This window comes from Macrococcus sp. GL_134 (assembly GCF_057834705.1).
This window is the reverse complement of the sequence record NZ_CM174409.1, coordinates 1554650-1570259: the sequence shown is the minus strand read 5'-3', so window position 1 is coordinate 1570259 and position 15610 is coordinate 1554650. Positions and strand designations below refer to the sequence as shown.

The 15610-nt window shown below is 42.3% G+C and carries 14 protein-coding genes; 11 read left to right on the top strand and 3 right to left on the bottom strand.

The genetic code is table 11. The features are described from left to right. Positions 1–91: 91 nt before the first annotated feature. From AC3IPL_RS08100 to AC3IPL_RS08085, 4 genes are all read left to right on the top strand, one after another. Positions 92–247: an SAS053 family DNA gyrase inhibitor gene (locus AC3IPL_RS08100; protein WP_489240503.1), complete on the top strand. Its 156-nt coding sequence runs from the start codon at positions 92–94 to the stop codon at positions 245–247. Between the two features lie 86 nt (positions 248–333). Beyond that, positions 334–1719, top strand: a complete 1386-nt coding sequence (gene fumC, locus AC3IPL_RS08095; protein ID WP_489240501.1) for a class II fumarate hydratase — start codon at positions 334–336, stop codon at positions 1717–1719. A 47-nt stretch (positions 1720–1766) separates the two neighbouring features. Continuing rightward, complete coding sequence (gene ppx, locus AC3IPL_RS08090; RefSeq protein ID WP_489242318.1) at positions 1767–3302, top strand: exopolyphosphatase; 1536 nt, start codon at positions 1767–1769, stop codon at positions 3300–3302. Between the two features lie 58 nt (positions 3303–3360). After that, positions 3361–5526 carry an RNA degradosome polyphosphate kinase gene (locus AC3IPL_RS08085; protein WP_489240499.1) on the top strand — a complete coding sequence of 722 codons (2166 nt, stop codon included), beginning with the start codon at positions 3361–3363 and terminating at the stop codon, positions 5524–5526. 54 nt (positions 5527–5580) lie between these two features. Here AC3IPL_RS08085 and AC3IPL_RS08080 read toward each other — a convergent pair whose 3' ends face one another. Next, a complete protein-coding gene (locus AC3IPL_RS08080; protein ID WP_489240497.1) occupies positions 5581–6192 on the bottom strand; it encodes a nitroreductase family protein in 612 nt (203 codons plus the stop codon). A gap of 64 nt (positions 6193–6256) precedes the next feature. After that, positions 6257–7078, bottom strand: a complete 822-nt coding sequence (locus AC3IPL_RS08075; RefSeq protein ID WP_489240495.1) for an RluA family pseudouridine synthase — start codon at positions 7076–7078, stop codon at positions 6257–6259. A 79-nt stretch (positions 7079–7157) separates the two neighbouring features. On the opposite strand from AC3IPL_RS08075, the gene AC3IPL_RS08070 reads away from it, so the two are divergent. From AC3IPL_RS08070 to AC3IPL_RS08060, 3 genes are read left to right on the top strand one after another with little or no spacing between them, the layout of a single operon-like run. Beyond that, positions 7158–8696 carry a GNAT family N-acetyltransferase gene (locus AC3IPL_RS08070; RefSeq protein ID WP_489240494.1) on the top strand — a complete coding sequence of 513 codons (1539 nt, stop codon included), beginning with the start codon at positions 7158–7160 and terminating at the stop codon, positions 8694–8696. Positions 8697–8705: 9 nt separating this feature from the next. After that, positions 8706–9806 (top strand): GAF domain-containing sensor histidine kinase, encoded by a 1101-nt coding sequence (locus tag AC3IPL_RS08065; RefSeq protein WP_489240491.1) that lies wholly within the window; start codon positions 8706–8708, stop codon positions 9804–9806. A gap of 4 nt (positions 9807–9810) precedes the next feature. After that, positions 9811–10440, top strand: coding sequence for a response regulator (locus AC3IPL_RS08060; protein ID WP_489240490.1), 630 nt, complete (start codon positions 9811–9813; stop codon positions 10438–10440). Between the two features lie 37 nt (positions 10441–10477). Here the strand turns inward: AC3IPL_RS08060 and AC3IPL_RS08055 are convergent, their stop codons facing one another. Next, a complete protein-coding gene (locus tag AC3IPL_RS08055; protein ID WP_489240488.1) occupies positions 10478–11344 on the bottom strand; it encodes a cation diffusion facilitator family transporter in 867 nt (288 codons plus the stop codon). A 173-nt stretch (positions 11345–11517) separates the two neighbouring features. Here AC3IPL_RS08055 and AC3IPL_RS08050 point away from each other — a divergent pair, with 173 nt between their 5' ends. The 4 genes from AC3IPL_RS08050 (at position 11518) to AC3IPL_RS08035 (ending at position 15516) form a co-directional block, all read left to right on the top strand. After that, the gene (locus tag AC3IPL_RS08050; RefSeq protein WP_489240486.1) at positions 11518–12816 is read left to right on the top strand and encodes a dicarboxylate/amino acid:cation symporter; all 1299 of its coding nucleotides are present in this window, start codon (positions 11518–11520) and stop codon (positions 12814–12816) included. A gap of 165 nt (positions 12817–12981) precedes the next feature. Next, positions 12982–13446, top strand: coding sequence for an XRE family transcriptional regulator XdrA (gene xdrA, locus AC3IPL_RS08045; RefSeq protein ID WP_489240485.1), 465 nt, complete (start codon positions 12982–12984; stop codon positions 13444–13446). A 104-nt stretch (positions 13447–13550) separates the two neighbouring features. Continuing rightward, positions 13551–13916: a YlbF/YmcA family competence regulator gene (locus AC3IPL_RS08040; protein ID WP_489240483.1), complete on the top strand. Its 366-nt coding sequence runs from the start codon at positions 13551–13553 to the stop codon at positions 13914–13916. 127 nt (positions 13917–14043) lie between these two features. Beyond that, the gene (locus AC3IPL_RS08035; RefSeq protein ID WP_489240481.1) at positions 14044–15516 is read left to right on the top strand and encodes a coproporphyrinogen III oxidase; all 1473 of its coding nucleotides are present in this window, start codon (positions 14044–14046) and stop codon (positions 15514–15516) included. Positions 15517–15610: the final 94 nt, after the last annotated feature.

Below are 15610 nucleotides of genomic sequence, written 5' to 3'. Positions count from 1 at the left end.
TTTTTAACTAGCTGTGACGTTAATGCAATCATGACGTCCGTTAACAACTGTTATTTAACTGTAGTATAATAGAAAAAAAGGAGGTCACACAATGACGGACCGCTATGAAGATCAAGAAAACGAAATGGTTCAAGACTTTGATGATGTTGTTGAACTGGGTAAGGAAATGGAACAGATTTCGCTTCGCAATGAAGAAGACCGTGATAATGACTGGTCAGACGAACAGAAAGAACAACAAAACAGCTGATACAGCTGTTTTTCTATGAAAACAGATGAATGAAAGCGTTATTTAATGTAAAATAAAGTTATCAATAGACATAAGGGGAGAATAGAATGGCTGTAAGAATCGAACATGATACATTTGGTGAAATCGAAGTACCAGCGGAGAAATACTGGGGGGCACAGACACAGCGGAGCAGACTGAACTTCCGTGTCGGTCAGGAACAGATGCCGATTGAAGTAGTATATGGCTTTGCCCATCTGAAAAAAGCAGCAGCAATCGTCAACAAAGACTTAGGGAAATTATCTGACGCAAAATCAGAAGCGATTGTAAAAGCATGTGATGACGTGCTTGCAGGACGTCTTGATGAGCATTTCCCATTAGTCGTATGGCAGACAGGAAGCGGGACGCAGAGCAACATGAACGTCAATGAAGTCGTGGCATTTGCGGCTAATCAATATTTGCAGCAGGCAGGGAGTGATGAAACAGTTCACCCAAATGATGATGTCAATAAATCACAAAGTTCGAATGATACATATCCGACAGCAATGCATGTGAGTCTTTACGTTGAAATCGAGCGGTTACTCATGCCGGCGCTCGATAAACTGCGCCATACTTTGAAACAAAAAGAAGAACAGTTCGATCATATCATTAAGATCGGCCGGACTCACCTGCAGGATGCAACCCCTTTAACACTTGGTCAGGAAATTTCCGGCTGGAGATATATGCTGGATAAATGTGAGTCGTTATTAACTACTGCGAAAAAAGAATTGCTGAACTTAGCTATCGGTGGTACAGCTGTCGGTACAGGTATCAATGCACATCCGGAATTCGGAGATAGAGTGGCAGCGCAGATCAAAGCACAGACAGGATATGATTTCGTATCCTCTCCAAATAAGTTCCATGCATTGACAGCGCATGATGAAGTGACGTTTGTCCATGGTGCATTAAAAGCGCTGGCAGCAGACCTTATGAAAATTGCCAATGATGTCCGCTGGTTGTCTTCTGGTCCTCGTGCAGGTTTAGGTGAACTAGCTATTCCTGAAAATGAGCCAGGATCTTCTATTATGCCGGGCAAAGTCAATCCGACGCAGTCTGAAATGTTGACGATGGTTGCTGTACAAGTCATGGGTAATGATGCAGCAGTCGGTATTGCAGCGAGCCAGGGTAATTTTGAGCTGAATGTATTCAAACCGGTCATCATGTATAACACACTGCAATCAATTTATTTGCTGGCTGACGGTATGAATTCGTTTAACGATAACTGTGCAGTGGGTATAGAACCAATAGAAGATAATATTGCTGATTATTTAAATCAGTCATTAATGCTCGTCACTGCACTTAATCCGCACATCGGCTACGAGAAAGCAGCCTATATTGCAAAAACGGCTCACAGAGAAGGGCTGACATTAAAACAATCTGCCATCAACAGCGGTTATTTAACAGAAGAGCAGTTTGACGAATGGATTAAACCTGAAGAAATGATTCATCCAAAATAATTGAAATGCCTGCACATTGCGGGCATTTTTTACTAGAAGAGAGGTTCATCATGAGAAGATTAGGATTAGTAGACATTGGTTCAAATACCATCCGTCTTGTTATATTTGAGTATTCAGAAGAATCCGGCTTGCAGGAACTGCAGAACATTAAAACGCCGGCCAGATTGTATCAGTATCTCGACAAAGACAAAGTCATGTCAGACGAAGGAATTGAAGTATTATGCAGTACGCTGAACAGCTTTCAGAAAGTTGCTGCTAAGTTTGATGTAGAAGCGCTGTATCCAGTAGCGACTGCAGCGGTTCGTCAATCACAGAATATTGATGCCATCATCAAGACGGTCAAAGAGCACACAGGAATAGCAATGCGCATCATCTCAGAAAAAGAAGAAGCATTCTATGGTTATTACGCCGTCGTCAATACGCTTAATTTCAATGACGGTGTGACTGTTGATATTGGTGGCGGCAGTACGGAAGTGACATACTTTGAAGACAAGGAACTGAAGTTCTCACATAGTTTTCCGTTTGGTGTTGTAACACTGCAGAAATTATTTTTTGACGGTAGGAAACACAATGACGAAAAAGCTGTTGCTCAGGCGCGCAGCTACATCAAAGAGCAGCTGGAATCACTGAAATGGCTCGCCAAAAGAAAAGTACCGATTATTGCAATCGGCGGCTCAGCGCGGAATATCGCCCGGATCCATCAGTCGATGGTGGAATATCCGATTGCGGGTGTCCATGGTTACTCTATGAAGGAAGAAGCGATAGACAAAGTCTACAAAAAACTCATGGATTCATCGATGGATGATTTAGAGGATTTAGATGGACTAAGCCGTGATAGACGTGACATTATCATCCCGTCCACTTTGCTCTTCAAAGAGCTCTTTGATGAAGTAGCGGCGACTGAATTTGTATTTTCACGCAAAGGGCTGCGTGAAGGTGTCATCATGTCAATTCTGGAAGAACAGTACAAACATCCGTTTGATAAATATGAGGTGTTCAAAGAAAGTTTGAATAATTTAGCTCATAACTATGACATCGGTAAAGACGAAGCACTGCAACGTCAAAAACTTGCAGAGATGATCTATTACGAACTGGAGAAGAACGGGCTGGTAGAAGGAAACAAACTGGACAAAAAATTACTGCTCCAGGCCGCTTATTTGTTCTATTTAGGAAGCTACATTGATTCAGATGCTGCCAGTCAGCATACGTACTATATCATCTCCAACTCTAGTCTGAACGGAGTCTCCCACCGCAATCGCGTCAAGCTGGCATTGTTATCAAGCTATAAGAACAAGACACTGCTTAAGTTTTACTCAGATGAGACAGACTGGTTCACAGAAGCCGAAAAAGCGAAAATTCAACTGCTGGGCAGCATATTGAAATTTGCCTATGCATTAAACAGCAGCAACACCAATGTCGTGCAATCACTCTATCTTGAAAGAAATAAAGACCGCTATCACTTAGTGATTCTATACAAAGGTGATCCCATAGCTGAAGAGTATCAAGCTGAAAGACAGAAAAAACATTTAGAGAAGATTGTAAAAGCTAAAATTAACATTGTGTTTACAGAAGATTTACAATAGTGCGGTATAACTAAGATTGGGATAATATTTAAATTATGATAAGTGGATGTGATGATATATGGAGATGATTGACGCGATCGATCTCAACAACAAAGCATATTACAACAACAGGGAAGTGAGCTGGGTAGCCTTTAACTATCGCGTTATTGAAGAATCACTGGATAACAGAAATCCGCTGCTTGAGAGATTGAAATTTCTAGCGATTGCCTCTTCTAACTTAGATGAATTTTTTATGGTTCGTGTAGCTGGACTCAAAGACCAGATTAAATTAAATTTCAACGAACGTGAAAATAAAACACAGATGACGCCGCGGGAACAGTTAATAGCGATAGATAAAGACAATAGAGAGAATGTCAGAGTTCAATATGAACAATATCATAGGCTCCTGCAGGAATTGGAAGGACATAATATCTTCCTCAAGCAGCCGGATGAGCTCGAGCCGCATAACTACGAAGTGGTCAAGCACCGCTTTGAGTATGAGATAATGCCGACATTGACGCCGCTTGGTATCGATGCGTACCGGCCGTTTCCAAAGCTCTCCAACAAATCACTCAACGTCTTCGTTGATGTTGTGGATCCTAAAGGAGAGAGTAAGTCTGCTATCGTTCAGATTCCAGCATTGTTAGACCGGATTATTATGCTGCAGGATGATCAAAAGATGATTTTTGTCATGCTGGAAGATATCATCATTCATTTTATTGATCGATTGTTCACAGGTCATCAAGTGAAGAGAACATTTACTTTTAGAATTACACGTAATGCAGATCTATCGATTCATGAAGACGGCGCAGAAGATCTGCTCATCGAAATCGAGAAATTTCTTAAGAAACGTAAGAGTGGCGCTGCTGTCCGTCTTGAAATTGATACGAGAAACGATCCGACGATCGGCGGTTCATTTTTAACGCATGAGCTTGAAATTGAAGAACGTGATGTCTATAAGATAGATGGGCCGCTTGATCTGACAATGCTGTTTCAGTTGTCCGGCATGATTGCGAAGAAATATCCGCAGCTTGAGTTCAAGCCGTTTGAACCGGCACCACCAGCATCACTTGGACTTGATAATATCTATGAAGTGGCACGTGAACGAGACGTGTTCTTCCATCACCCGTATGAATCATTTCAACCGGTTGTTGATTTCATCAAAGAAGCTTCAGTTGATCCGTCGACATTGGCAATCAAGCAGACGTTGTACCGGGTATCAAGTGATTCACCGATCATTGAAGCATTGAAGAATGCTGCAGAAGCAGGAAAGCAGGTTACGGTGTTAGTAGAACTGAAAGCGCGGTTCGATGAAGAGAATAATGTTCATTGGGCAAAGATGCTGGAAGAAGCGGGCTGCCACGTCATTTATGGAATGACGTATTTGAAGACGCACAGTAAAATTACGCTCGTCATCAAAAAAATCGATGATGAACTCGTTCCTTATGTTCATCTAGGGACTGGTAACTATAACGACAAAACTGCGAAAATCTATACGGATATGGGGATCATTACGACAAATAAGGAAATCGGGCAGGATGCGATGAACTTCTTCAATTATCTAAGTGGGTATTCAGAGAAGCCTGAATACAACAAACTGCATGTCGCACCTTTTGAAATTCGCGAAGAGTTTTTGGATCATATCGAGCAGGAGATAATTTCACACAAAGAAAACGGCAACGGGCTGATTATTGCTAAGATGAACTCTCTGACTGACAAAGCGGTCATTAAGAAATTGTTCGAAGCAAGTCAGGCCGGTGTCAAAGTCAACTTGATTATCCGCGGCATCTGCTGCTTGAAACCAGGTATTCCAGGGGTCAGTGATAATATACGAGTCATCAGTATTGTCGGTCGTTTTCTTGAGCACTCTAGAATTTATTATTTCTACCATAATGGTAAGGAAAGAATGTATTTGTCATCAGCGGATATGATGACTAGAAATATGATTAAACGTGTTGAAATTCTATTTCCGATTTTAGATGAGAATATTGTTGCACGTCTGAAAGAGTTCCTGCAGCTGCAGCTGGATGATAACCAAAAAGCACGGGAGCAGGATATGAACGGTGTCTATCACTATGTGAGAAATCAGCTTGAACCGATTAATTCACAGCAGTATCTCGTGAAGGAAGCAGAAGCGTTTAAGCGTTCACTGACAAAAGAACGGAAGGTCATTCATCAGCCGGTCATGTCACGCCGCTCAAAACTGTTTGACCGAGTCATTTCCAGACTTAGAAAGAATTCATAAAGAAAGGTCCTAATTAATATAATTAGGACCTTTCTTTATGGGCTGCTGCCCTTGTTATAGGAAAGTTGCAGTTTCTTCGACAGATTGTCTAGATGTTTTGCGCGGTTCTTTCATTGTTTTGCCGATTGAAACTAACAGAATAGGTAAGTAGCGTTCTTCTATATTAAACTGTTTGATCAGTTCAGTTCTATTGAAGCCTGCGATTGGACATGTTCCTAATCCAGCTAGTGTCGCTGCATTGATCAGCTGCATTGCTGCAAGAGAAGCATTCAGTATGCCGGATTCAAAGCGGTACTCTGCGCTTTCATAGGCTTTATTCACTTGATTAATAAGCAGTTCTTTAATTTCTTCAGTCATTCGACCTTCAGCGACATCTTTACTGAAGATAGGTTCTGCCTGTTTCTGGCTTTCTCTATCGGCAAGGACGATGATAGTGGCGCTTGAATCTACAATCTGCTTTTGATAGAACGAGATTGGAAGCAGTTGTTCTTTTGCTTCATCACTATGAATCACCAAGTACTTCCAATGCTGCAAGTTCCATGCAGATGGCGCCTGGTTAGCTTTGCTAATTAAATCTGACAGTTCTTGTTGTGTCATTTTAAATTGGGGATCATATTCTTTGACGGCATGTCTGTCAAAAAATATATCTGCTTGAGTCTGTATCATGATTCTCCTCCATATTACATAGTGATATAGGCTATGGTATAGCGATTAGAGTAAAAATGCAATTTTACTGCTTAAGCTCAGCTTCTACACGTTCACCGGTAACTGGGTGGACGAAGTTCAACTTGTAGCCTGCGAGCTGCAGCTGACGCAATTTTGAATCACTATATAGAGGATCGCCGAGCACCGGGTAACCGATGGCAGCCAGATGGACGCGGATCTGATGTGTCCGTCCTGTATCTAACTTTAATTCCACTTCAGTAACACCGTCTCCCAGTACTTTCGAACTGATGATATGCGTGACAGCGTGCTGGCCGGTATCAGAAATACGGCGTTTGTTCGGATGGAATTTATCTTTGCCGATCGGCAGTTCAATCGTCTGATTTTTAATCGGCAGCAGACTTCTGACTTTGGCTTTGTATGTTCTTGTGATTTCACGCTGTTCAAGCATTCTATCCAGAATTTTTTTGACGAGTGGATTTTTCGCCACAAGAACTAGTCCGACTGTCTCCTGATCAAGGCGATGGACCGGTTCTACATAGTCAGACTTCAAAGTATATATAGCATGATTAAGCAGCGTGTTGGTTTCCATCATATCGTTAGGATGAGTTTTCACACCTTTTGGTTTGACGATGATTGCCAGATAGTCATCTTCATAAGCCACTTCGCATAATCGGAAGGATGACTTATACTGACTCTTTTCCTCTGTAATCGGCAGCACAAGGTCGTCGCCAGTGTGCAGTACAGTTGTAAATTGGGCAGGTTCATTGTTGACAGTAATAGCTTTTGACATTCTCAGTTCATGGATCATTTTTTTAGGCAGCACCCAATGTTTCAGCAGGTCTTCTATCGTCATTCCGTCAAAGTTTGCATTTATCGTTATATTCATTGTTTCCTCCAGGCAGTTCGTTTGATTGTGCAGTTAATCGTGTATAATATATGTATAGTTTACATGAAGGAGCTTGAACATGACAGAAGAATTAAATTTGGAAAGATTCAATAAATTAATAGAAGCCCGTCAAATGACGTTTGAAGATATCGAAGAAGTTATGAAGCTGCAGGAGATTTGTTTTCCTGGGATGGACCCATGGAAGAGAGAGCAGCTTGAATCACACTTAAATCTGTTCCCGCGTGGACAGATGGTCATTGAATATGAAGGGAATATCATCGGTTCATGTTCCAGCTTGATTATCAACTTTGACGAATATGATGACAGACATACGTGGGATGATATTACTGATAACGGATATATTACGAACCATAATGAAAATGGCCACAACTTATACGGTATAGAAGTGATGGTTCATCCCGATTACCGCGGTATGCGTGTCGGTCAAAGGTTATACGAAGCACGCCGTGAAATCGCCTATGAACTGAATTTGAAAAGTATCATCATCGGCGGCCGTATTCCGAACTATCATCTGTACAAAGATGAATTAACACCGCGTGAATACGTAACTGATGTCATGAAGCGCAAAATCAAAGACCCGGTGCTGACGTTCCAATTTATGAATGGCTTTACGCTCATGCGTATTAATCCAGGTTACTTAAAAGATGATATCAAAAGCAGTAAATTCGCAACATTAATGGAGTGGAATAATCCGGATTTCGTCGCTAAATCCAACCTGCATTTCAAGACGAGCCATCCGATTCGGATTTGTACCGTCAACTATATGATGCGTAAAATAGATTCATTTGAAGAGTTTGCGAACCAGATTGAATATTTCGTCGATGTGGCCTACGATGCGGGCAGTGACTTTGTTGTCTTCCCGGAATTATTGACCACTCAGCTGATGAGCTTCGATGAAAAGCGTAATCCAGCAGAATCCATACGTCAGCTGACAAAATATACAGAGCAGTACATTGAAATGTTCAATGATTTTGCGATGCGTTATAACATCAATATTATCGGCGGCTCTCACTTTGTTGAGGAGAATGAAGATATCTATAATATTTCTTATCTCTTCCGTCGTGATGGTTCAATTGAGAAGCAGTACAAAATTCACGTGACACCGAACGAACGTCGCTGGTGGGGGATTTCTCCCGGCAAGAAAGTCGAAGTATTCGATACAGACTGCGGTAAGATTGCTATTCAAATATGCTATGACTCAGAATTCCCGGAAATGGCACGTATCGCGACAGAAAAAGGCGCTAAAATTATTTTCACCCCATTTTCTACTGAAGACCGTCAGAGCTATTTACGTGTGAAATATTGTTCAATGGCACGGGCGATAGAAAACCAGATCTACACAGTGACCAGCGGAACATGCGGTAATTTACCTCAGACTGAGAATATGGACATCCAGTATTCTGCTTCCGGAATCTATACACCAAGTGACTTCGGCTTCGCCCGCGATGGCATTGTCGGTGAAACCGGGGAGAATGTGGAGATGGTGATGATTGGTGACGTCGATTTAGAAGTGCTGCGCCGCGGTCGTGAAGATGGTACGGTGCGGCAACTCCGTGACCGTCGTCATGATCTGTACCACGTTGAATATAAGAGATAAGGTGAGGCAATGAAGTCTAAGACTGCGTTACTGAAAGAAATAGCTGAATTCTTGAATGAAGAGATGGAGACTTATTCCATGCTGAATGGTGCGCTGAAACGGCTGGTCGAAGGAACAGATTTTACGACCGGCTGGATCTTCTTCATTGATGACGAAGGGCACCATGAACTAATCTCTGATGATGGGCTGCCGGATGCACTGGAATATAATAACTGTAAGTATATGACAGAAGGACCATGCTGGTGTGTCTCACGTTATCATCAAGGGAAGTTGACGAAGGCGTCCAATATCATTACGTGCTCGCGAATCGTCAAAGCAAGCAGGAAATACCCGGACGGCACGGATGATATTACGCATCATGCAACAGTGCCGCTGCAGTCCGGACAGGAGCGGTTCGGTCTGTTGAATGTTGCAACGCCTTGTAAGACGAGCTACAGTGAAGACGAACTCGACCTGCTGGAATCTGTAGCATTTCAAATCGGCAGCGCAATCAAGCGGATTTTCCTCACTGAACGAGAACGTGAAATTGCTTTGACCAATGAACGGAACAGACTAGCGCGTGATCTCCATGATTCAGTCAATCAGATGCTGTTCTCACTTCGCCTGACTGCCCACGCTGCAGCCGCCAATACCGAAGATAACAAAGCAAAAGCAGCATTCGGACTCATTGAATCGACGAGCCAATCCGCAGTCAATGAAATGCGGGCATTAATCTGGCAGCTGAAACCAATCGGCCTTGAGCAAGGTCTCGCTCATGCCATACATCAGTATGCCGACGTACTGGGACTCAATGTGACGATGCATATCAATGGGCTGATTCAACTCGATAACAAAGAGGAGAACGTCGTCTTCAGAATCGTGCAGGAAGCGCTGAATAATATTAAGAAACATGCAGGGACTGCAGAAGTAGCGATTACTATCAATCAGCTGCAATCCTTTTCCATAGTGATTGAAGATAATGGCAAAGGATTTGCAGTAAACTCAGCGAAACAGCTGCCGACTCACGGCCTTGCCAACATGCGGCAACGTGCAGAATCAATCGGTGGAACGCTGCATATTACAAGCCGTAATGATGAAGGGACAACCGTGTCCTTACTGCTGGAAGGATGATAGAATGACTTCTATTATATTGGTGGATGACCATCATATTGTCAGACAAGGGCTGAAATTTCTGATTAGTTCAATGACGGATTATACAATCATCGGCGAATTCGGTGACGGTATAGAAGTGATTGACTATTTAGCGTCGAATGAGCTGCCGGACTGTATACTGATGGATTTGGTCATGCCGAACATGGATGGTATACAGACGACCAAGAAACTCAAGGAACGCTACCCGGACCTAAAGATTCTCATATTATCAAGCTATGTAGATGAAGAGCACGTACTTGGAGTGATGGAAGCAGGTGCAGATGGTTATGAAGTAAAAGATGCAGAACCTGGAAAACTGATAGAAACCATCAAGCGTATAGTAGCAGGTGACAAAGTATTCCATCCATCTGTCATGAACGCCGTGAAAAATGCTGAGCAGCTGCCGCATCTTCAGAAGAAGCTGTCGAAGCGTGAACTGGAAGTATTGGAACAGATGGTCAAAGGGCTGACCAACAAAGAAATTGCTGCTATTTTATTCGTATCAGAAAAAACGGTCAAAACACATGTCAGCCATATCTTCTCAAAACTTGAAGTCAATGATCGGACACAAGCCGCTATTTATGCGATGACTTATAACTTAGTGAAGAAGTAGAAGAGGCCGGCTCATTAAATGAGTCGGCCTCTTTGTATTATTCTTCTGGTTCAATGTGAACGATGGTTTCAACAGAACCAAACTCTTGTTTCATCTGAAGTTCGATCTGTTCTGCAATATCATGGCTTTCGCTGACGGATAACGTCGGCAGCACAGTGACCGTCACATCAACAAATGAGATGACCCCGTGATTTCTGCCTTTAATATCCACGACTTGAATGACGCCATGAATATTGGAGATGAGCGATTTCATCTTAACTAACGTGCTTACTTCAAAGCCGTCTGTCAATGTAATGGCAGTTTCTCTGAAAATATCTACGGCGGTCTTCATAATGATGAAACCGACAACAATTGCGGCGATAGTATCAAGCATAGGCAGTCCGACATAGACACCCATGATACCGATAAATGTACCGACACTGACGAGTGCATCGGATAAGTTATCATAAGCTGCTGCTCTTAATGCGCTTGACTCTACTTTGTTAGCTAAGTTGCGGTTATAGAAGTACACACAGAGCATGACAAATGCAGATAAGATGGCAACAATTGCTGCTTCAATAGTCGGGGTTGAGTATTCGCCTCTCAAGAAATTAGTAGCCCCATGAATGATGACCTGCACCGATACTGCAAACATAATGAACGAGGCAGTGAGTGAGGCGATGAATTCTGAACGGTAATGACCGTAGTTATGATTCGAATCTGCAGGCTTCATCGAGATGGATAATCCGATGAGCAGCGCAATGGAAGAAATCACATCTGTCGCATTGTTAAGTCCATCTGCCACTAATGCTTGAGAACCATTCAGCCAGCCGAAGAACAGCTTTGACAAAGTGAGGACGATATACATGATGATGCTCAGTCTCGCGCCTTTTTTAGCCTGTTCCAGCTTATCCTTGATATGCAATAATATCGCGTCCTTTTCTTAGAGTACCGTCTTATTATGAATGATTTGCTGTGAAATATCCAGTGACGAAAATGGGGTAAGCGTTATCTGTTTTTATAAGTGCGATTGTATAATATGAATATTTCATTTATAATTATTCTAAACTGTTACAAAAATTAGATAGAGGTGACGCAATGAAAATAAAAAATAATATGACAGTTCGAATTATAATTGCATTGATTTTAGGTATTGCTATCGGATCCATTTTTAACTTATTTGCTGAGGCAGAATGGGTGAAAGGCATCAATCAATATGTCTTCAATGTTCTAGGGCAGATTTTTCTCAACCTGATTTTTATGCTTGTCGTGCCGATTGTCTTTGTATCCATCGTTCTCGGAGTCGTTGGCGTCGGTGATCCAAAACTGCTTGGGAGTATCGGCATCAAAACACTGTTATTCTTCTTGACCACTACGGCACTGGCTATCATTATCGCTATGTCACTTTCACTGATCTTCAAACCAGGTGACGGCAAAACGGAGCTGCTGCAAAGCGACGATGTTGCGAAGTATGAACAGCAGCAAAAAGCAAAGGCTGATGAAGCCAAAGCGCAGGGCATGTCAACTGAACAGACGTTTGATCAGACACTTATCAATCTGTTCCCTAAAAATCCTATCGAAGCGATGGCAACGACCAATGTCCTGCAGGTTATTACGTTCGCGCTATTCATTGGTATAGGAATGATCGCGCTCGGTGACAAAGTGACAGTCGTCAAAACGTTCTTCGAGCAGGTCAATGAAATATTGATGTATATCGTAATGATGATCATGAAATACTTTGCGCCGTTCGGGACGTTCGGTCTTGTAGCAACAGCGTTCACTAATGCAGGTTTCGGAGCGATTAAGCAGCTCTTCATGTACTTCTTCGTCGTGCTGCTGGCACTGCTCATTCATATGATCGTAGTCTACGGCGGTGCAGTGAAATTTCTCGCAGGAAAAAATCCAATCTGGTTCTTTAAAGGTTTTGCCCCTGCGATGACGGTCGGTTTCAGTTCATCTAGTTCTAATGCGACACTACCTATTTCACTGGAGTGTGCTCAAGAGAACTTAGGAGTCCGTAAAGAAATCTCTTCATTTGTTCAGCCGCTCGGTGCAACCATCAATATGGACGGCACGGCAATTATGCAGGGGGTAGCGACTATCTTCATCGCCCAGATTTCGGGTGTTGATCTCACATTTATGCAGATGGCAACAGTAGTTGTAATTGCGGTTGTTGCGTCAATCGGTACAGCAGGGGTTCCTGGTGTCGGCCTTGTCATGCTGGCAATGGTATTGACAGCAGTCGGACTCAATCCTGCGGCCATTGGAATCATATTGGGCATCGATAGGTTGCTCGACATGTCACGGACCGCTGTCAATATAACAGGAGATGCTGCATGCGCAGTCATTATTTCAGAACGCGAAAAAAGAAAAATCAATCGTTCAGCGGTTCAATAATCAACAAATTTGCGTCAGAGGGGAAACTTCGAGTTTTCCCTCTTTTAATTTGTTGTAAATTATATTAAGATGGTAAATGTGTCTTAAAAGAGATGTGTATTATTTCAATTTAATGCTCATTACATATATTTGAGCGTAAATATAATAGATGAAAGGTCGTATATAATGGATAAACAGAATTTCACAGATTTATTACAGACTAAATTCAAGATGGTCCGTATCGAGGCGGGCTATACTCAAGATACAATGGCTCAAACAATTGGTCTGTCTAAGAAGACGTTAGTACAGATTGAAAAAGAACGGGTATTACCAAACTGGACGACATGTGTGTCACTATGTGCATTGTTCAGAGATTCAGAAGTGCTGCAGACAACACTTGGAGGCGATCCATTAGAAGTCATTCAAGTAATTTCACGCGGTGCTTGTGCCTATCCTAAAAATGAAAACCTTGATGAATTATGGTGGGAGACAAAACAGCAGGAAGCAGGTTACACGCTTCAGTACAATAAAATTTCAAACCTTTACCGTGTCATTGATGCAGCCAACCAACCATTGTTCGGCTCAAATAAAGAACGTGAAGCGGACACTTTCTTCAACAGAAGAGTCTCTGATCAATTGATCAACGCTTAAGCAGACGACTATCGTTTGCTTTTTTTATGTTACTGCTATCAATTGGTTAATGCCATGAATTATGGTACATTATTTACAGACATTAATTAAAGGAGCTATTCAACATGACAGTTAATATTTATGACGAAGCAAATCGCCTGGAAAGTGCATTACGTCAAAGTGACGAATACAATGCAGTGAAAACACACTTCGAGGCAATCAATCATCATTCGGAATCAAAACAGCTGTTTGATGAATTCAGAAACATTCAGCTGACATTGCAGGAAAAACAAATGAACGGTCAGGAAATCACTGAAGAAGACATCGCAAGTGCCAACAATGTTGCCGCAAAAATTGAACAGGATAACAACATCGCCCAGTTAATGCAGGCAGAACAACGCATGAGCCAGATTATCGAAGATTTAAACCGTATTATCATGAAGCCGTTACAAGACTTGTACGGTGTGAACGACGCGTCAACAGAACAATAAGCCGGTTGAAACACGGACGCTTTCCGCATGTATGGACGAGTATGAACTCGTTCTGATACCATCCGGGAGTTGCCGTGTTTCATTTTATAACTAAGAAATGAATGATTTTATCATAAGAGGTATGTCTATGAAAATATACGTAAATCATCCTGAACTTGAACCGCAGCTGCTCTTCATTAAAAACATCTTCAATCTTTATTTTGAAGATGCATTTGTTCTTATCGGTACGGGTGATAACGAATTGACCTTCGATATTACAAGAGAAGAGTCGACACATGTCAAAGCGCTGCTGACTATCGAAGGGCAAAGCTATCAGGCAGAAGCTCTACGCCGCGAAACTGACAAGAAATCAGTGAAGCAGGCGATGGCGAAGACGCTCGTTACCATGTTGACTGAACATACAGGCATCACACAAAGCTGGGGTACTTTGACGGGGATTCGTCCGACGAAGCTCTACCACCGGCTGTACCGGGAAGGCTTTAATCATGAAGCGATCTGTGACAAGTTATCACAGGACTATTTGATCAGCCGTGAGAAGCTGGATTTAATGCGTGACATCGTACAGATTCAAAATGAAGCGATTCCTGACTTGTATGACTTGAAGCGTGAGGTCAGCGTGTACATCGGTATACCGTTCTGTCCGACCAAGTGTGCCTACTGCACGTTCCCGGCTTACAGTATACTGGTCCATAAAAATGATGTCCCGGAATTTCTTGTCGGTCTGCTGCACGAAATCAAAGAAACAGGTCAGTGGTTGAAACAGCATGATGTGAAAATTACGTCTATCTATTTTGGCGGAGGAACACCGACATCTATTACACCAGAAGACTTGAAGCTGCTGCTTGATGAATGCTACCGGTCATTTGATATGTCTTCAGTGCGAGAAGTCACCGTTGAAGCAGGTCGACCGGATACAATTGACCCTGCAACACTGCAAGTATTGAATGACTTCAATATTGACCGTATCAGCATCAATCCACAGAGCTTCACCGATGAAACGCTGAAAGCAATCGGCAGACATCATTCAGTGGCTGAGACGATTGAAAAATTCAAGCTGGCGCGCGAACATCAAATGAACAATATCAATATGGATCTCATCATCGGACTGCCTAATGAAGACAGAACGCATGTTTTGCATTCATTGAATGAAGTAGACAAGCTGAGACCGGAATCAATCACTGTCCACACATTAAGCTTCAAACGCGCAAGCGAAATGACACGTAATAAATCAAAATATCCAGTCGCAGGGCGTGAAGAAATTATGACGATGATGGATATGACAAAGCGCTATGCCAAAGACAACGGTTATCTTCCTTATTATCTGTACCGTCAGAAAAACATTCTCGGCAATCTTGAGAACATCGGTTATGCGGTAGATAAAGAGTACTCTCTGTATAACATTCTGATCATGGAAGAAGTACAGACCATTCTCGGCATCGGATGCGGAGCTTCCAGCAAACTGATTCATCCGGATACCGGAAAGATCGAAAACTATTTGAATCCGAAAGATCCAAAGAGCTATAATAAATCCTATGAACACTACACCGCTGAGAAACTCAAAAAATTAGAACTGCTGTACAGCACTACACCAGTGCAGTAACTCATAATAATTACAATATCAGGAAATCATGATGAATCCATTGTGGTTTCTTTTTTTATAACTTCGTCATTCTAATACGATAGACAACGTGCTG

Coding starts and splice junctions, on each gene's coding strand:
- AC3IPL_RS08050 (WP_489240486.1), top strand. CDS start 11,518: ATGAAAATAAAAAATAATATGACAGTTCGAATTATAATTGCATTGATT.
- AC3IPL_RS08040 (WP_489240483.1), top strand. CDS start 13,551: ATGACAGTTAATATTTATGACGAAGCAAATCGCCTGGAAAGTGCATTA.
- AC3IPL_RS08085 (WP_489240499.1), top strand. CDS start 3,361: ATGGAGATGATTGACGCGATCGATCTCAACAACAAAGCATATTACAAC.
- AC3IPL_RS08080 (WP_489240497.1), bottom strand. CDS start 6,192: ATGATACAGACTCAAGCAGATATATTTTTTGACAGACATGCCGTCAAA.
- AC3IPL_RS08060 (WP_489240490.1), top strand. CDS start 9,811: ATGACTTCTATTATATTGGTGGATGACCATCATATTGTCAGACAAGGG.
- AC3IPL_RS08035 (WP_489240481.1), top strand. CDS start 14,044: ATGAAAATATACGTAAATCATCCTGAACTTGAACCGCAGCTGCTCTTC.
- AC3IPL_RS08070 (WP_489240494.1), top strand. CDS start 7,158: ATGACAGAAGAATTAAATTTGGAAAGATTCAATAAATTAATAGAAGCC.
- xdrA (WP_489240485.1), top strand. CDS start 12,982: ATGGATAAACAGAATTTCACAGATTTATTACAGACTAAATTCAAGATG.
- AC3IPL_RS08100 (WP_489240503.1), top strand. CDS start 92: ATGACGGACCGCTATGAAGATCAAGAAAACGAAATGGTTCAAGACTTT.
- fumC (WP_489240501.1), top strand. CDS start 334: ATGGCTGTAAGAATCGAACATGATACATTTGGTGAAATCGAAGTACCA.
- AC3IPL_RS08075 (WP_489240495.1), bottom strand. CDS start 7,078: ATGAATATAACGATAAATGCAAACTTTGACGGAATGACGATAGAAGAC.
- AC3IPL_RS08065 (WP_489240491.1), top strand. CDS start 8,706: ATGAAGTCTAAGACTGCGTTACTGAAAGAAATAGCTGAATTCTTGAAT.